The following is a 16,762-nucleotide window of genomic DNA, read 5'->3' as shown; positions in this document are numbered from 1 at the left end:
TTGTGGTATGTATTATTCAATTTTATTTAAATATGGTTAAAAAGTTATGGTCAGGTTGTTCTTCAATCATAATGAGCTTATATTAGCTTAAATTCAAATCCGTATAAAAAATCGCGACAATAATTGTGTTGTATACCTTTTAACATTATTTGGCTTTTTAAGTTGATTTTAATTGAGAGATTTTCATAAAATTTTCATATTTTTGCAACCTAAAATTTTAATCAATAATGAAGGTTACCGCACAAAACCATGATGATGTAAGTGCATTGCTTACAGTGACATTGGAAAAATCTGACTATAAAGAAAAAGTTGAAAAGCAATTAATTAATTATGCTAAAAATGCGCAAGTTCCTGGTTTCAGAAAAGGAAAAGTGCCTTTAAGTATGGTTAGAAAACAATACGAAGCAGGTATTGCATTCGAAGAAATCAACAAGCAGGTTTCTGATGCTTTAAACAACTATGTAAACGAAAACAAGTTAAGATTAGTTGGGCAACCTGTTCCACAACCTGTAAATGATTTCAATCATAATGCAGAAAAACTGGAAGTTGCTTTTGAAGTTGGGTATGAGCCTGAATTCACAATAGATTTAGCAAAGTACGAAGCGCCTCACTATAAAGTAGAAGCTTCAGAAAAAGAAATCAACAAAAGTATTGAAAATATGCAGAAGCGTTTTGCAGAGCAGGTTCCGCAAGACAAAATCACTAAAGATTCTTATATCACTTTAGAAATTTCTCAGGTAGTGGAAGAAGATGCTGAAGGAGAGCACCATCACCATCCGAAGAATGCTACAATTACCGCTGAAAACAAAGAAGCTTTCAAATTGGTGAAGTCTTTGAAAATGGACGGATCTGTAAAAGTATCTAAAGAAACCCTTGCTTCTGATGAAGAATTGGCTAAAGAATTAGGATTCAGCAAAGAAGAAGTTGAGCATTTACATCATGCTGAAGTTGAGGTGAAAGTAAAAGATTTCTATGCTTTAAATTTAGCTGAGCTTAACCAGGATTTATTCGACAAAGTATATGGAGAAGGAAACATCAAATCTGAAGAAGAGCTTAAAGAAAAAGTAAAAACTGAATTGGATGAGTACTTCCAGCAAAATGCTGATGTACACTTTGTAAATAAAGTATTGGAGCAAATCACTGAAAAAGAAGAAGTAAAACTTCCAGAATCTTTCTTAGTGAAATGGTTATTATTCTCTAACCAGAATATCCAGTCTGAAGAGCAGGCAAAAGAAATTCTTGAAGCTGAAAAAAAACAATTGAGCTACCAGATCATCGAAGGTAAATTGATGAGCGATAACGATATTCAGTTAGATTATGCTGATGTATTGGGACAAGCTGAGCAATTAGTAAGAAACCAGTTGGCAATCTACGGAATTCACCATTTAGGTGATGAAGAAATTCAAAAATATGCTGTTGAGATGTTGAAAGACCAGGAGCAGGTAAGACAGATTTCTTCTGAAGTAGCAATGACGAAGTTGAAAGATGTAATTCTTGAAAAATCAACTAAAAAAGAAACTAAAATTTCTCACGACGAATTTTTAGAAGAACTTAAAAAGTAATTTATTTTAAGATAAATATTTTAAAACCATCGGTTATCCGGTGGTTTTTTTGTTGAAAATTCATAGATTCTATATCGTTCAATATTCATATATTTACGCTCTAAATTAGATATATGAAAAAAATAATCATTCCGTTTTTCTGTGCTGTGCTTTTTTCCACTTCTGTAGCAGCGCAACAAACGACAGCTGCCGCTAAGACGGAAGCAACGAAATCGAAGCTGAGCCCTAAAGACGTAATTGATAATTATCTTAAAGCGCTAGGTGGGAAAGATAAATTAGAAGCTGTAAAAACTACTGTGATTGATAATACACTTTCAGTACAGGGAATGGAAGTTTCTATGACGACCAAAAAGATGGGAAATAAGTTCAAATCTGTACAAAGCGTAATGGGGCAGCAGATGACTCAGGTTTTTGACGGTGAGAAAGGATATTTTGACCAGAACGGACAAAAAATGGATATTCCTGCAGATAAAATTGCTGATCTTAAAAAAAGCAAGGTAATTGATGCGTTAGGATATGACGCTGCTAATTTCCAAACGGTAACCGTTGAAAAAATAGATGGCAAAGATTACAATGTTTTAACTTCTGAAAAAGGTAAGTTTTACTTTGATGCTGCTACAGGTTTATTATACAAATCTGAAGCGAAGGAAGGGAATGCAGTTGTAAAAAGCTATATGACGGTAGACGGTCTTAAGTTCCCTGCCGAAATAGAAGCAGAAGGAAACGGCCAGAAAGTAACAATTAAAACCACAAAAGTAGTTCTTAATTCAGGAGTTACAGACGCAGACTTTAAATAGGAAATAATTAATATAAATCAAAAAAGGCCGGACATTGTCCGGCCTTTTTGATGCATACTTATTTTTAACTCAACTTTAACTAAAAAGCGGCAGATATCATTTCCTTGCGTGGTGAATAATTTATATTTTTAAATCCGAAAAAAGAAAATAATAACCGTATGAAAAAAATCCTGTCGTCATTTGCCGTCGTTGTTTTATTGTCGGCCAATGCATTTGCCCAAAACATTCCCGTGGATCCTTCCGTAAGAACGGGGACCCTTTCAAATGGGATGAAGTACTACATTAAAAAGAATACCTTACCTGAAAAAAAAGTAGATTTCAGGCTGGCAATCAATGCCGGATCTATTCTTGAAGATGAAAACCAAAGAGGATTGGCTCACTTTATGGAGCACATGAACTTCAACGGGACTAAAAATTTCCCGGATAATAAATTGGTAGACTTTTTACAATCTATCGGGGTAAAATTCGGGCAGCACCTTAATGCATACACAAGCTTTGACGAAACGGTGTACATGCTTCCCGTTCCTCTGGATAAACCCGGAAACCTTGATGCCGGGCTTAAAGTAATGGAAGACTGGGCATTCAATGCTACACTTTCTGATGAGCAGATCAATAAGGAAAGAGGAGTGGTTTTGGAAGAATTAAGGCTTGGTTTGGGAGCAGACAAAAGAATGTCAGACAAATACCTTCCGAAATTATTGTATAATTCCCAATATGCCAACAGGCTTCCGATCGGGAAAAAAGACGTTCTTGAAAACTTCAAACCGGATGTGATCAGAAAATTCCATCAGGATTGGTACAGACCGGATCTGATGGCGATCGTTGTTGTAGGAGACGTTAATGTAGATGAAGTTGAAAAGAAGATCAAAGACAATTTCAGCAAATACAAAAATCCTGCGAAGCCGAGAGAAAGAAAAGTTTTCGATCTTCCGAACCATAAAGAAACACTGGTAGCTGTTGAAACCGATCCGGATGCCACAAGCTCAATGGTACAGTTTACGATGAAAGACTCCGATGCCTATCAGCCGGATGTTACAATTGAGCAGTATAATCAGAGCCTTGTGGAAAACGTTGCCACTACCATGCTGAATAATCGTCTTAGAGAGCTGATTAACTCAAATAATCCGCCATTTACATTCGGTTCGGTTTATCACGGTGGAACTTATGCAAGAACCAAAGAAGCCCTGCAGGGTTTTGCCATGACGAAAGAAGGAGATCAGCTTAATGCCCTTAAAGTTCTTTTGACAGAAGTGGAAAGAGCAAAAAAATTCGGGTTTACACAATCTGAATTAGACAGAGCCAAATCTCAGATCATTTCTAACCTTGAAAGAGCATACAACAACCGTGATAAAACGGAAAGTGCAATGCTGGTAGATGAGTATGTGAGAAACTTCCTGGAGCAGGAACCTATGCCGGGAATCGCCTGGGAATACGAAGATTCCAAGAAATTCCTTCCCGGAGTTACGTTGGCGCAGACGAATGATGTAATTAAAAAAATGGTTAAGGATGACAGCCGTGTTGTCGTAATCACAGGCCCTAAAAAAGATAATGTGACCATGCCTACGGAAGCAATGGTTCTGAATACATTTGAAGGGGTGAAAATGGCTGACCTTAAACCTTATGAGGAAAAGGCAACCATCAAAAATCTGGTAAAACCTTTCAAATCTGAAGGGAAAATTGTTAAAACAGAAACCGATGCAAAATTAGGAACAACAACCTGGACATTAAGCAACGGAGCTAAAGTTACTTTCAAAAAAACAGACTTTAAAGATGATGAGATTGTTTTTACAGCAAGAAGCTTAGGCGGAAATTCTATCATCCCGGATGCTGATTACAATAAAACCCAGTTTGCTTTCGGTGCCTTATCTGAAGCCGGAGTAGGTGGGATTTCAAAAGCTGATCTTACCAATTACCTTGCAGGGAAACAAGCCAGTGTAAATCCTTTCATCGGAAGCATGACAGAAGGGATCAACGGAAGAACCAATCAGAAAGATTTAGGGACTGCAATGGAATTGATATATGCTTATTTTACGGGATTAAATTATAATCCGGATGCATTCAACGCATACAAAACCAAGCAGTCTGCCATGTTCAATAACATGATCTCAAATCCTCAGTTTTATTTTTCCAGTGAGCATGCGAAATTCATGAATCAGAAAAATCCAAGATTTATCGGGATCATTCCTATGGAGAAAGACTGGGCCAATACCGATTATAAGAAAGCTTACGATATCTATAAGGAAAAATTTTCCAATGCAGGAAATTTCCAGTTTTATTTTGTAGGAAATATTGATGAGGCAACCTTTAAAAATCAGGTTTTACAATATATAGCAAGTCTGCCTTCAAACGGAAAGCCGGGTACATTTAAAGATACAGGATACAGGCCGATGACAGGAGATTATACTAAAGTTTATAAAAAAGGAAAAGATCCTAAAAGTTTGGTCACAATTTCTTATAGCGGAGAAGCACCATATAATGAAAAAGATGCTTTGGCTTTGGAAGCTTTGGGAGAAGTAGCAACCATTAAGGTAATTGAAAAATTAAGAGAAGATGAAAGTGGAATTTACGGTGGCGGAGCCAGAGGCGGAATGTCTAAAGTTCCTTACGGTGCCTATAATTTTAGCATAAGCTTCCCTTGCGGACCGGAAAATGCAGATAAATTAACGAAAAGCGCTGTTACAGAGCTTCAGAAATTAATAGATAAAGGCCCGGAGCAGAAAGACCTTGACAAGTACAAAGAAGGAGAGTATAATGATGATAAAACCAATATGAAGGACAATATGTATTGGATGAATGCATTGGCTAAAAACCAGCTGGACGGCAGCGACAAATACGAAATCCTTGACTATCAGGAAAAAGTAAAAGCTCTTACAGCTAAAGACCTTCAGGATGTTGCTAAAAAATACCTTACAAAAGGTAAAATCGTAGCGACTTTAATGCCGGAAGACGGTTGGGAAAATGCTAAAAAAGAGGAGACACAACCGGCAGTTATCAAGGCCGGAGTTACCAATTAATCAACTTATATCCAATAGAGAAACCGCAGAATTTTCTGCGGTTTTTTTATATAAATAATCTCAGGGAATTTAATCTAACCTCCGATTCAAACCAATCAAGAGCCATATTCTTTCTTCCATTCTTCAGCAGCACCGCTCAAAATAGTATAAAACTCTTCACCATACTTTCTGATCAAAGGTGTTTTTAAAAATTTGTAAACCGGTACCTGAAGCTCTTTCCCTAAAGCACAGGCGTCACTGCATACGCTCCATTCATGATAATTCAATGCTGTGAAAGAAGAATATTCCGTAACACGGATAGGGTACAGGTGACAAGAGATCGGCTTTTGCCAGTCTACCGCACCGTCTTCATAAGCTTTCTCAATTCCACATTTTGTAATCCCTTTTTCATCAAAGGTCACATACGCGCACTCACGGTCTTCAACCATTGGAGTTACATACATTCCGTCCATCGGGTCGGTAGTCCATGTTCCCTGTTCTTCAAGAGCTTTTATCCCTTCCTGGGTAAGGTAAGGTTTTATCTGATCAAAAATACGGTCTAAAATTTCAAGCTCGTCTTTATCCAGCGGAGCTCCTACATCACCTTCCACACAACATGCACCCTTACATTTTGTAAGGTTGCAAACAAATTCTTCGGAAAATATCTCCTCGGAAATCAATTTATCGTCTATCTGAATCATAATCTTTTAAAATAATTGAAAATATGTACCTACTTTAAAGGTAACCAAACTAATAATAATCAGCCAGAAGCTGACTTCGCGCATCCAGTATTTAGGTAAAAACCGTAACATTCTGCTCAGTATGATACTTGAAGGAAATGCCAGAAGCAATAAGTATTCATAAGTGGTGTTCATATAAAGAATAATGGTCACCAGCTGAGCTAACGAAAAAACTAATAAAAAAGTATATTTATATCTGCTTACAGGGCTTTTCTTGTTATAATTCTGAAAATGGTCGTAAACAGCATAGATAAGCATTAAAACAATAGGGATTAAAGGAAATAATCCTCTGTAATCCGTTATCGGCTTCATTTTTCCAAACGGGAAATAATCCAGGTTCCACGAAGTGAAATTAAAAAAGAACATCAGGGAAAAATAACTGAATGCAATCATCACGATCCCCAGAAGAAACCTGAAAAGATTCAAAGTAATTCGTTCAGACGTAGCAATTACGTGAACGATGACAAAAACAGCCATTGGCCAGGTCGTAGGCAGAAAGATGAAATTCAACGCTACAATAGAACCGACCAGAACGTAAGATTTTTTCCGGATGTCTTCATCCGTACTCGTTAAAAGTAGCAAAAGAAACGAATTGGTAAGCAGTGCTACCGCAATTCCGATATCCAGATTACCGGGATAAAGGCCGAAAATAAAAATCGTATATAAAAATAAGGGCAGATGAGTCTGATAATTAAGGGCTATCGTATGAAAACAAAAATAAGCCAAAGCAATTCCAAGAAAAGTAATTCCGGCAACAATTGCTTCATAAGTATTGAAATTCAGTATGTTAAATATTATTACTATTAAAAGAAGAAAACCAATATAAACAGGGATTGAAAAAATATTGCTTTCTTTTGAAAGTAATTTAAACATTTTTTATAAATTTGTACAAAGTTAATTTAAAAAAGGAAAATAATGACGTCTTTCTTTCTATTCTTAAGCAAAGTTTTCAAATGGAGTTTTGGTTTCTTTGACACTTTCGGAAATGTTTTAAACTGGATTCTATTTACTGTTTGCTGCGTACTGTTCATCTATTGGTGTTATGTATTGGTAGTAACATTAGGTGGCGATAAAGATAAAGACTACTATTCTCCAACGGAAGGTAAGCATCCTTACTACGATCCGACAATCTACAAAAAAGAAGGTTAATTAATTGGTTATATAGTAAAAAGCCGATCAGATTTATTTGATCGGCTTTTTTATGATTAACGATTAAAACTTAGCTGTTCTGGTCATGGATAGGAAGCACTAAAACCGGAATGTGAGAGCTCTTGGTAAGCCCTTTCGTTAAGCTTCCCACAAATACATCATATATTCCACTTCTCCCGTGTGAGCCCATCACAATATAGCTGGCATTTTTTGCTTTGGCATATTCCAGGATAATATCTTTGGCTATCCCTTGTTTCAAAAGATGTTCACAATCTACATCATGAGCAATAATCCTTTGTTCAATTTTGTTGAGCTGTACCAGTTCCTCTCTGATTTCGTTTTCTTCAACTTCAGGAAAATACTGGTAACCCATATCACCAATGGCAAAACCAATGTCTGATGGTGCAACGTGAATTAAATTAATTTTGCCGTTCACTTCCTTAGCGAATTTAATGGCGCCGTCTACAAGTTGATCTGTTTTATCCCCAAAATCTACGGGTAATACAATATTTACCATAACCTTTAATTTTGTTATCTAAAGTTAAGGAAAAATTGTCAGAATCTGTGTTAAATAACTTATAATATTCGGATATCAAGCATTTTTTCATTTTCCATGAATGCTTCCAGGATATCATTCTCTTCTACTTTTCCCACACCTTTTGGAGTTCCTGTAAAAATAAGATCACCTACTCTGAGTGTAAAATACTGAGAAGCAAAAGCCACAATATCATCAAAGCTGAAAATCATGTCTTTCGTATTACCGTCCTGTACCTTTTCCTTGTTCTTAAGCAATGAAAATTGCAGTGCATTAAGATCATACTGGTCCTTTTTAAAGAAATTTCCTACAACTGCAGAACCATCAAAGCCTTTGGCCAGTTCCCACGGCAGGCCTTTGGATTTAAGCTCACTCTGAAGATCTCGTGCCGTAAAATCAATTCCAAGGCCTATTTCCTCATAATGCTTATGCGCCGTTTCTTTCTGGATATATTTACCGCCTTTTGAAATTTTCAGAACGACTTCAAGCTCATAATGAATGTCATTTGAAAATTCAGGGATATAAAAATCATTTCCTTTTAAAACCGCCGTGTCAGGCTTCATAAAAATTACCGGATTCTCAGGGATCTCGTTACCGAGCTCTTTTGCATGTTCGCTGTAATTTCTTCCTATACAGATGATTTTCATAGCTTTCTTAATATTTATAGTGTTGTTTTGCCATGGACTGACAAAGTTATTTAATGCGTGAATTCGTTTTCACAATAATAGCACACGAATTTATGGCTCGTCAGAAGAGAAACCCCAAAGAAGCTCGTAGCACTGTCATCCCTGTAGATATGATTTGATCCGCATTTTGGACATACAAAATCAAACTTTGGATTTTCAATGGTATGCTCTACTTCCAGGGAGTATTTTTCGTTATCCTGATAATCCTGCAAAACCTGCTGTGCCTTTTCCACATCCTCTTCAAAAACCTGCAGCTGAATTCCGCCTACAGCCTGTGACAGCAGCCAATCCGACTGGATGAGCTGTTCATTGGCAATGAAGCTCTGAATATCACTTTCTGCCAGGATCTGTTTGTCCCGGTTGGCTTCAAGAGCTGTTTCATAAAATTTAAAACGAACTAGTTCTGACATCTTTTAAAATTTACCGGATAATTGAATTTTTGTAAAAACTTTCTTGGTATAAAGCGGGAAATCAGCATTCTGAAGCCATCCGAAATACCCAAGATCTTTCTGAAAAACAGCCTTTACACCCTGTCCTTTATATTTTCCGAAATTGAAAACTTCTTCCATCTTTTCATTGTATCCGATAAACCCGGCCAGATCTGCATTCTTATTATGGAACGTAAATTCACTTAATTGAGCGATCTCATTGGGAATATCTTCATATTTTCCAACCTGTGCATCCAGAACCTCGAATGTTGCCATTACATCTGCCTCTGCGGAGTGGGCATTTTCAAGTGTTTTCCCACAGTAGAACTGATAAGCGGCACCAAGGTTCCTCGGCTCTTTTTTATGGAAAATTGTCTGTGCATCCACCAGTTTGAATTTATTTAAATCAAAATCAACGCCCACTCTTAAAAGCTCTTCTGCCAGTAAAGGGACATCAAAACGGTTAGAATTAAAACCTCCGAGATCAGCTCCTGAAATCATTTCCATTACTTTGGAAGCAATATCTCTGAAAGTCGGTGCATCTTTTACATCTTCGTCGTAAATTCCATGGATCTCGCTGCTTTCTCTCGGAATAGGCATTTCCGGATTGATACGCCACGTTCTGCTTTCTCTCGAAGCATCAGGATTCACTTTTAAAATACAGATTTCTACGATGCGGTCTTTACCGATATTCGTTCCTGTAGTTTCCAAATCAAATATGCAAAGAGGCTTATATAATTTTAAATTCATTTTATTAATTTGAGAATATGTTAATGTGATAATTTGAAAATGCCATATTAGTCTCTAACATCTAAATTCCGGCATCTAATATCTAATTGAGTTTTTTCTGAAAAATAATGGATATAACCATATAATAAATAATAACGATCGGTATTCCGACTGTCCTAAAGATAATCAAAATTAAGATTGAACCGATTAATAATGCCAGTTTTGGATAGTTATCCTGTAGCTTCATCGATTTGAATTTCATTGCAATCATTTTAACAGGGCTGATCAGTAACCAGGAACAGATCACTGACAGGGCAATCAGTACATAAGTATAAGTATTGTTAAATAAAACCCCAAAGCTATGATTTTCCATAAAAGCATAATACAATCCGAAAATCAGAATCGTATTGGAAGGCGTGTTTAGTCCTTTAAAATAATACTTCTGATCATCATCCAGATTGAAAATAGCGAGTCTCAGACATGAAAATACAGTCACTAAGAAACCTAAATAACAGTACCACGGAATATCCGTATATGAATTTTGAGCCAGTGCTACAAACATCGTCAGTCCCGGAAGAAAACCAAAGCTTACCATATCCGCAAGAGAATCAAGCTGTACTCCCAGGTTGGAATTCGCCTTCAAAGCTCTGGCTACAAATCCGTCAAAGAAATCTAAAACCAGTGAAAGAATAATACAGATTGCTGTTGTCTGATAATCCCCTAAAATAAGATGAACCGCTCCTATACATCCGGAAAATAAATTTCCTAAAGTTAAGGCATTGGCAAGATTGTTTTTAATGAAATTCATAGCCACAAAATTACATTTTTTAAAAATTCCGTATCAAAATAATATGAACTAAAAAATACATTAATATGAAATTAATGTAAATTTGCCGGATGAATTTTTTTAAAGAATTTAGAAAACAGGAAGTTCTGGCATTATTGTACAGAATTTTTTTGGCATATATTTTTTATCAGATTGCGAGATTCTTATTCTGGTATTTCAATAAAGACCTGATCAGGGTTGATTCTGTTTCAGATTATTTCAGTCTTTCCTATCATGGGATTGCTTTTGATACAACGGCAATTTTGTATGTGAATTCTTTATTCATTCTGCTGAGCCTTATTCCGGCAGTGATCAATACCAAAAAAGGTTATCAGAACATTTTATTCTGGCTGTACTTTATCACCAACGGGATTGCCTATGCGATGAATTTCGGTGATTTTGTTTATTATAAATTCTCACAGACAAGGCTTACTTCGGCTGCATTTCAGGTAGCACAGCATGAATCCAATATTTTCAAGGTATTCACCGCTTCTATTGTACAAAATCCGTTCATTCTGATATGGTTTATTGTTTTAATGGGATTGTGGGTTTTTCTTTATAAAAGAGTAAAAGTAACAGAACAGAAACCTTTAAAATTGGTTCCTTACTTTATTTTATCCGTTCTTTATCTTTGTGTAACGGCTGTTTTGGTGGTTGGCGGAATCCGTGGTGATTTCAGACACAGTACAAGACCGATCAATCTAGTGGATGCCAACCGTTTTGTAAAGCTTCCACCACAGGGAAATATGGTGCTGAACAGTACTTTTTCATTCTTCAGGACTCTAGGGACAAACAATTTCAAAGAAGTTCATTTTGTCGATGAGAAATTTATTGATGAAAATATTCAGCCTTATAAAATATATGACAGAAAAGTAACGAGCCGTCCGAATATCGTTATTTTCATTGTTGAATCTTTCAGCCGGGAATATTCCGGGGCATTTAATAAAGATAAGCACATAAAAGATTATGTTTCCTATACTCCTTTTATAGACAGTTTAGCCAACGAAAGCCTTATTTTCCCCAATACTTTTGCCAACGGGAGACAATCGATTCACGGGATGAGCAGTGTTTTGGCCGGGATTCCAAGTCTTACGGATGCATTTACAAGTTCTCCATATTCCAATCAGAAAATACAGTCTATTGTTTCCATCTGTAACGAAATGGGTTATGACACTTCTTTTTATCACGGGGCACCCAACGGATCAATGGGATTTTTGGGCTTTGGAAATATTTTAGGATTTAAGCATTACTTCGGGAAGACAGAATACAATCATGATGAAGATTTCGACGGGATGTGGGCAATCTGGGATGAACCTTTTTTACAGTATTTTGCTAAAAATGTAGGAAAAACCCAGCCTTTTATGGCAACCGTTTTTACGGCTTCTTCTCATCATCCGTTTAAAATCCCGGAAAAATATAACGGCAAATTCAAAAAGGGGAAAAATCAGATGCATGAGCCGATACAGTATACGGATTATGCTATTAAGAAGTATTTTGAAACGGTTAAGAAACAGCCATGGTTTAATAATACTATTTTTGTGTTTACAGGAGACCATACCAATCAGATCTATTATCAGGAATATGAAAAAGCAATGAATCGTTTCTCCGTTCCGATTATTTTATATTCTCCGAATCCGGCCTATCATTTAAAAGGAGTAGATCCGGAACTGGCACAGCAGATTGATATTTACCCGACACTGGCAGACCTGATCGGATATAATAAAAAGATAAGAAGCTGGGGAAGAAGCTTGGTAAGCGATAAAAAATATCCGGCCATTATTGCCAATTCCGATGGTGGAGTAGAGCAGTTTATCATTGGCAACTATATCTATCGTTTTGACGGGAAAAATGTAATCGGTTTGTATGATAAAACTGATTTAGGACTGGAGAAAAACCTTATGGATCAGCTGAAAACCCCGGAAACAGAAAAAGGAAAAGAGATTGCCAAAGCCTGGTATCAGGATTATATGGATAAAATAATTAACCGGAAACTGGATTAATGTTTGATGAGTGTTTAATTCTTAAAAATTGGTATGTGTATTGTTATATATGCCTAGGATAATAAAAGTTTTTGTTTGTTTGAAATTAATTTATATTTTTAGCAGTAAATAGACAACAAAAATAATTTATTGGAATTAAAACGATAAAAAATATGAAAAAATTATTATTAACATTGGTACTTTCTTTATTTGGTGTATTGTCTTTTGCACAAATTGAAGGGAAATGGAAAACAATAGATGATGAAACCAAGCAGGCAAAATCTATTGTGGAGATCTATAAAAAGACAGACGGTAAGTATTACGGGAAAGTATCTCAGTTGCTTATAAAACCGGCAGATCCTAATTGCTCGTCTTGTAAAGATGACAGAAAAGGGAAACCTATCTTGGGAATGGAAATCATCAGAGGTTTAAAAAAAGACGGTGACGAGTTCACAGGTGGAACGATTACAGATCCGAAAACAGGTAAAACATACAAATGTACCATTACCAGAAGCGGAGATCAGCTGAATGTAAGAGGATATTTAGGCGTATCTTTATTGGGAAGAACACAAACCTGGCAAAAAGCCAACTAATCCGGTTTAAATAAAATTAATAAACGGCATTTCATTCAAATGAGATGTCGTTTTTGTTATGTGTATAATAAAAAAACACTATTTTTGTAGTCTAAATTTTTCAAAGAAATATGGCAGAATATACTTTTCGTGAGGTAATTGCACAGGCAATGAGCGAGGAAATGCGTAAAGACGAATCCATCTATTTAATGGGTGAGGAAGTTGCAGAATATAATGGTGCATATAAGGCTTCAAAAGGAATGCTGGATGAATTTGGCCCTAAAAGAGTAATCGATACACCTATTGCGGAGCTTGGTTTTACAGGGATTTCTGTAGGAGCAGCAATGAATGGAAACAGGCCGATCGTAGAATTTATGACATTCAATTTCTCTCTGGTAGGAATTGATCAGATTATCAATAACGCAGCAAAGATCCGTCAGATGAGTGGTGGCCAGTGGAACTGCCCAATCGTTTTCCGTGGCCCTACGGCTTCGGCAGGACAATTGGGAGCAACGCACTCTCAGGCTTTTGAAGGTTGGTTTGCCAACTGTCCGGGACTTAAAGTAGTGGTTCCTTCAAACCCTTATGATGCAAAAGGATTGTTAAAAACAGCAATTCAGGATAATGACCCTGTAATCTTTATGGAATCTGAGCAGATGTACGGAGATAAAATGGAAATTCCTGAAGAAGAATACTACTTACCGATCGGTAAAGCAGATATCAAAAAAGAAGGTAAGGATGTGACTTTGGTTTCTTTCGGAAAAATCATGAAACTGGCTATTCAGGCTGCTGAAGATTTAGCTAAAGAAGGAATATCCGTAGAAGTAATCGATCTTAGAACGGTTCGTCCTTTAGATTACGATACCATTTTAGAATCTGTAAAGAAAACAAACAGATTGGTGATTTTAGAAGAAGCGTGGCCATTTGCTTCCATTTCTTCCGAAATTACTTATATGGTACAGCAGAAAGCATTCGATTATTTAGATGCTCCTATCAAGAGAATTACTACTCCTGATGCTCCTGCACCGTATTCAGCTGCCTTGTTTGCAGAATGGTTCCCTAAACTTGAAAAAGTGAAAGAGGAAATTAAAAATGCCATGTACGTAAAATAGATCATAGAGAAAAACTTCCGAAAGGAAGTTTTTTCATTTATTATATTCATGAAGAATAATTCTTGAGGTCATAAAATTAGTATAAATTTGCGCTTTTAAAATTAAATAAGCTGATATGGCAGAAGTTACTGAAGGTGGTCATCATTTTGACATTAAAAAACTTTCTTTTATTGGAGTTTTAGTCTCTCTTGGAATTGTTTTCGGAGATATAGGAACCTCACCGCTTTACGTAATGAAAGCGATTGTGAATGCAAGAGAAGGAGGTAGTACTATGCCTTTCAATGAGTACATAGAAGGAGCTCTTTCCTGTATTATCTGGACGCTAACCCTCCAGACTACCGTAAAATATGTTATTATCGCTTTAAGAGCAGATAACAAAGGGGAAGGTGGTATTTTAGCTTTATTTTCTCTCGTAAAAAATCTTAAAAAAGGCTGGTTGTATCTTGTGGCCATCGTAGGAGCTGCCGCTCTTATAGCCGACGGCGTTATAACACCTTCACTTACCGTAATGTCGGCCATTGAAGGTCTCGAAATCTATAATCCGCATACACCTGTTGTTCCCATTACTATTGGGATTTTAATTGTAATCTTTGTAGTACAGCAATTTGGTACCAGTTTTATCGGAAAGTTTTTTGGTCCTGTAATGGTGGTCTGGTTCCTGGTTTTAGGAGGTTTGGGAGTAATGCATTTAAGTGAAAATTTTGAAATTTTAAGATCTTTCAATCCTTATTACGCTTACAAGCTTATTGTAAACTCTCCCAGTGCAATTGTCATCCTTGGAGCCGTTTTCCTTTGTACAACCGGAGCAGAAGCTCTATATTCGGATCTGGGACACTGTGGTGCTAAAAATATAAGAGTAAGTTGGGGATTTGTGAAGATCATGCTTATTTTAAATTATCTTGGGCAGGGAGCCTGGCTTTTGACCAATTATGGGAAACCCGGCTTTTCTGTAGTAAACCCATTCTTTGGAATCATGGAAGAATGGATGATCGTTCCCGGAGTTATTTTAGCGACTGCAGCAGCAATTATTGCCAGCCAGGCGTTAATTACCGGATCTTTTACTATTTTCTCTGAAGCAATGTCACTTAATTTATGGCCTAATCAAAAAATTGATTATCCATCGGGTGTTAAAGGGCAAATGTATATTCCCAGAATCAATTGGGGACTTTTAATTCTGTGCATTATTGTGGTTCTCCACTTTAGAGAATCAGGGAAAATGGAAGCGGCATACGGGCTTTCAATTACCGTCACGATGTTGATGACTACAATATTATTAATGTTCTGGTTACTGAAACACAGAGTCAATAAAGGACTTATTTTATTCTTTGCAATGGTTTATATGGCTATTGAATTAGGCTTCTTCAGTGCCAATATCATTAAATTTTTTGAAGGAGGTTGGATCACGGTGATCTTAGGCGGATTTATCGGAGTTTGTATGTATGCATGGTACAACGGACGATTAATCAAAACCAAATTCATCAATTTTGTGAAGATTGAGACTTATGTTTCAATTATTAAGGATATGAAATTGGATGAAACAATTCCTAAGTATGCTACCAATCTTGCCTATTTAAGCAGAGCCAAAAGAAATGATGAAGTAGAATCTAAAATTATCTATTCAATCATCAAAAAGCAGCCGAAAAGAGCCGATCATTATTTTATATTAAGTATTGTAAACCAAGAAGATCCATATACCTTTAAATATACGGTTGATGAAGTTTTACCGGGAACTATCTATAAAATCAATTTCCTTTTAGGATTTAAAGTTGACAGAAGAATCAATGATTATTTCAATATGGTTTTAAAAGATCTGATGGCTGACGGAACGATTCCTTCAAGAAGCAGCCATCCTTCTTTAAGAGCACATAACATTCCGCCGGATCTTAAGTATGTAGTAATAGATAACACCTATATCAACGATATACTTTTAACTGTTAAACAGAAGATTACCCTTAATATTTACAACTTTGTGAAGTATATCGGAAGCGATGATTTCAAGTCATGGGGAGTCACTTCACACAACGTGGTAGTGGAGTCTGCACCTATTACGGAGCTCACAGTTTACGATCATAAAATCGAGCAGGCTGAATTTTTACGTCATAATAGTTAAGATCCTTTAACAATTGAGTCTGACATTTATTTAAATAAAAATCGATAAATTTGTAGATAATTTTTTTGATGGATACGATACAAAAAGAAAAAAATATTGCTTTAATCAAGGATGTTTTAAGAAACTATTTACTGGAAAAGGGTTTCAGAAACACTCCGGAAAGATATACGATATTAGAAGAGATTTATAATATGGATCATCACTTTAATGTAGATGATCTGTATCTTCTGATGATGCAGAAAAAATATCATGTTTCTAAAGCAACGATTTACAATACTATTGAGATTTTCCTTGATGCGGGGTTAATCCGTAAGCACCAGTTTGGTGAGAAAACACTTACTTCATCATCTTATGAAAAATCTTATTTTGATAAACAGCATGATCATCTGGTGATTTACAAAAAAGATTCTGATAAGGAGATCCAGGAGATTATAGAATTCTGCGATCCTAGGATTCAAGGCATTAAAGAAGCAATTGAAGAAGCATTTGGCGTAAAAATTGATTCTCATTCGCTGTATTTTTATGGCACTAAGAATGAATAATC

The 16,762-nt window shown here is 36.2% G+C and carries 16 protein-coding genes; 9 read left to right on the top strand and 7 right to left on the bottom strand.

Annotated elements, in window-relative coordinates:
• Positions 1 to 227: 227 nt before the first annotated feature.
• From AB8P06_RS09585 to AB8P06_RS09575, 3 genes are all read left to right on the top strand, one after another.
• Complete coding sequence (locus tag AB8P06_RS09585) at positions 228 to 1,562, top strand: trigger factor (RefSeq protein ID WP_369840838.1); 1,335 nt, start codon at positions 228 to 230, stop codon at positions 1,560 to 1,562.
• Between the two features lie 113 nt (positions 1,563 to 1,675).
• The gene (locus AB8P06_RS09580; protein WP_369840836.1) at positions 1,676 to 2,359 is read left to right on the top strand and encodes a hypothetical protein; all 684 of its coding nucleotides are present in this window, start codon (positions 1,676 to 1,678) and stop codon (positions 2,357 to 2,359) included.
• 158 nt (positions 2,360 to 2,517) lie between these two features.
• Positions 2,518 to 5,373 carry a M16 family metallopeptidase gene (locus AB8P06_RS09575; RefSeq protein WP_369840834.1) on the top strand — a complete coding sequence of 952 codons (2,856 nt, stop codon included), beginning with the start codon at positions 2,518 to 2,520 and terminating at the stop codon, positions 5,371 to 5,373.
• A 95-nt stretch (positions 5,374 to 5,468) separates the two neighbouring features.
• On the opposite strand, the gene AB8P06_RS09570 is transcribed toward AB8P06_RS09575, so the two are convergent.
• Positions 5,469 to 6,053 (bottom strand): DUF3109 family protein, encoded by a 585-nt coding sequence (locus AB8P06_RS09570; protein ID WP_369840832.1) that lies wholly within the window; start codon positions 6,051 to 6,053, stop codon positions 5,469 to 5,471.
• Between the two features lie 6 nt (positions 6,054 to 6,059).
• Positions 6,060 to 6,965 carry a DUF6427 family protein gene (locus tag AB8P06_RS09565; RefSeq protein ID WP_369840830.1) on the bottom strand — a complete coding sequence of 302 codons (906 nt, stop codon included), beginning with the start codon at positions 6,963 to 6,965 and terminating at the stop codon, positions 6,060 to 6,062.
• Between the two features lie 42 nt (positions 6,966 to 7,007).
• On the opposite strand from AB8P06_RS09565, the gene AB8P06_RS09560 reads away from it, so the two are divergent.
• Positions 7,008 to 7,241 carry a DUF6341 family protein gene (locus AB8P06_RS09560; RefSeq protein ID WP_369840828.1) on the top strand — a complete coding sequence of 78 codons (234 nt, stop codon included), beginning with the start codon at positions 7,008 to 7,010 and terminating at the stop codon, positions 7,239 to 7,241.
• Between the two features lie 70 nt (positions 7,242 to 7,311).
• Here AB8P06_RS09560 and AB8P06_RS09555 read toward each other — a convergent pair whose 3' ends face one another.
• The 5 genes from AB8P06_RS09555 to AB8P06_RS09535 form a co-directional block, all read right to left on the bottom strand.
• Complete coding sequence (locus AB8P06_RS09555; RefSeq protein ID WP_369840826.1) at positions 7,312 to 7,758, bottom strand: universal stress protein; 447 nt, start codon at positions 7,756 to 7,758, stop codon at positions 7,312 to 7,314.
• A 59-nt stretch (positions 7,759 to 7,817) separates the two neighbouring features.
• Complete coding sequence (locus AB8P06_RS09550; protein ID WP_369840824.1) at positions 7,818 to 8,423, bottom strand: fumarylacetoacetate hydrolase family protein; 606 nt, start codon at positions 8,421 to 8,423, stop codon at positions 7,818 to 7,820.
• A gap of 50 nt (positions 8,424 to 8,473) precedes the next feature.
• Positions 8,474 to 8,872, bottom strand: a complete 399-nt coding sequence (locus AB8P06_RS09545) for a putative signal transducing protein (RefSeq protein WP_369840822.1) — start codon at positions 8,870 to 8,872, stop codon at positions 8,474 to 8,476.
• A gap of 3 nt (positions 8,873 to 8,875) precedes the next feature.
• Complete coding sequence (locus AB8P06_RS09540) at positions 8,876 to 9,640, bottom strand: exonuclease domain-containing protein (RefSeq protein ID WP_369840820.1); 765 nt, start codon at positions 9,638 to 9,640, stop codon at positions 8,876 to 8,878.
• Between the two features lie 82 nt (positions 9,641 to 9,722).
• A complete protein-coding gene (locus tag AB8P06_RS09535; protein ID WP_369840818.1) occupies positions 9,723 to 10,427 on the bottom strand; it encodes a CDP-alcohol phosphatidyltransferase family protein in 705 nt (234 codons plus the stop codon).
• Between the two features lie 89 nt (positions 10,428 to 10,516).
• Between AB8P06_RS09535 and AB8P06_RS09530 the strand changes: the two genes are divergently transcribed.
• From AB8P06_RS09530 to AB8P06_RS09510, 5 genes are all read left to right on the top strand, one after another.
• Positions 10,517 to 12,445: an LTA synthase family protein gene (locus tag AB8P06_RS09530; RefSeq protein ID WP_369840816.1), complete on the top strand. Its 1,929-nt coding sequence runs from the start codon at positions 10,517 to 10,519 to the stop codon at positions 12,443 to 12,445.
• A 152-nt stretch (positions 12,446 to 12,597) separates the two neighbouring features.
• Complete coding sequence (locus AB8P06_RS09525; protein WP_369840813.1) at positions 12,598 to 13,017, top strand: DUF2147 domain-containing protein; 420 nt, start codon at positions 12,598 to 12,600, stop codon at positions 13,015 to 13,017.
• A 110-nt stretch (positions 13,018 to 13,127) separates the two neighbouring features.
• A complete protein-coding gene (locus AB8P06_RS09520; RefSeq protein ID WP_369840811.1) occupies positions 13,128 to 14,108 on the top strand; it encodes a pyruvate dehydrogenase complex E1 component subunit beta in 981 nt (326 codons plus the stop codon).
• Positions 14,109 to 14,223: 115 nt separating this feature from the next.
• On the top strand, positions 14,224 to 16,218 hold the full coding sequence (locus AB8P06_RS09515; RefSeq protein ID WP_369840809.1) for a KUP/HAK/KT family potassium transporter: 1,995 nt from the start codon (positions 14,224 to 14,226) through the stop codon (positions 16,216 to 16,218).
• 68 nt (positions 16,219 to 16,286) lie between these two features.
• Entirely contained in the window at positions 16,287 to 16,760 is a 474-nt protein-coding gene (locus AB8P06_RS09510; protein ID WP_369840807.1) for a Fur family transcriptional regulator, read from the top strand.
• Positions 16,761 to 16,762: the final 2 nt, after the last annotated feature.

This window comes from Chryseobacterium tongliaonense, assembly GCF_041224435.1.
Classification (GTDB): Bacteria; Bacteroidota; Bacteroidia; order Flavobacteriales; family Weeksellaceae; genus Chryseobacterium; species Chryseobacterium tongliaoense.
Note: the sequence above shows the minus strand (reverse complement) of the source record. Positions and strands in the feature narration are given on the sequence as shown.

Coding starts and splice junctions, on each gene's coding strand:
- AB8P06_RS09585 (WP_369840838.1), top strand. CDS start 228: ATGAAGGTTACCGCACAAAACCATGATGATGTAAGTGCATTGCTTACA.
- AB8P06_RS09580 (WP_369840836.1), top strand. CDS start 1,676: ATGAAAAAAATAATCATTCCGTTTTTCTGTGCTGTGCTTTTTTCCACT.
- AB8P06_RS09575 (WP_369840834.1), top strand. CDS start 2,518: ATGAAAAAAATCCTGTCGTCATTTGCCGTCGTTGTTTTATTGTCGGCC.
- AB8P06_RS09570 (WP_369840832.1), bottom strand. CDS start 6,053: ATGATTCAGATAGACGATAAATTGATTTCCGAGGAGATATTTTCCGAA.
- AB8P06_RS09565 (WP_369840830.1), bottom strand. CDS start 6,965: ATGTTTAAATTACTTTCAAAAGAAAGCAATATTTTTTCAATCCCTGTT.
- AB8P06_RS09560 (WP_369840828.1), top strand. CDS start 7,008: ATGACGTCTTTCTTTCTATTCTTAAGCAAAGTTTTCAAATGGAGTTTT.
- AB8P06_RS09555 (WP_369840826.1), bottom strand. CDS start 7,758: ATGGTAAATATTGTATTACCCGTAGATTTTGGGGATAAAACAGATCAA.
- AB8P06_RS09550 (WP_369840824.1), bottom strand. CDS start 8,423: ATGAAAATCATCTGTATAGGAAGAAATTACAGCGAACATGCAAAAGAG.
- AB8P06_RS09545 (WP_369840822.1), bottom strand. CDS start 8,872: ATGTCAGAACTAGTTCGTTTTAAATTTTATGAAACAGCTCTTGAAGCC.
- AB8P06_RS09540 (WP_369840820.1), bottom strand. CDS start 9,640: ATGAATTTAAAATTATATAAGCCTCTTTGCATATTTGATTTGGAAACT.
- AB8P06_RS09535 (WP_369840818.1), bottom strand. CDS start 10,427: ATGAATTTCATTAAAAACAATCTTGCCAATGCCTTAACTTTAGGAAAT.
- AB8P06_RS09530 (WP_369840816.1), top strand. CDS start 10,517: ATGAATTTTTTTAAAGAATTTAGAAAACAGGAAGTTCTGGCATTATTG.
- AB8P06_RS09525 (WP_369840813.1), top strand. CDS start 12,598: ATGAAAAAATTATTATTAACATTGGTACTTTCTTTATTTGGTGTATTG.
- AB8P06_RS09520 (WP_369840811.1), top strand. CDS start 13,128: ATGGCAGAATATACTTTTCGTGAGGTAATTGCACAGGCAATGAGCGAG.
- AB8P06_RS09515 (WP_369840809.1), top strand. CDS start 14,224: ATGGCAGAAGTTACTGAAGGTGGTCATCATTTTGACATTAAAAAACTT.
- AB8P06_RS09510 (WP_369840807.1), top strand. CDS start 16,287: ATGGATACGATACAAAAAGAAAAAAATATTGCTTTAATCAAGGATGTT.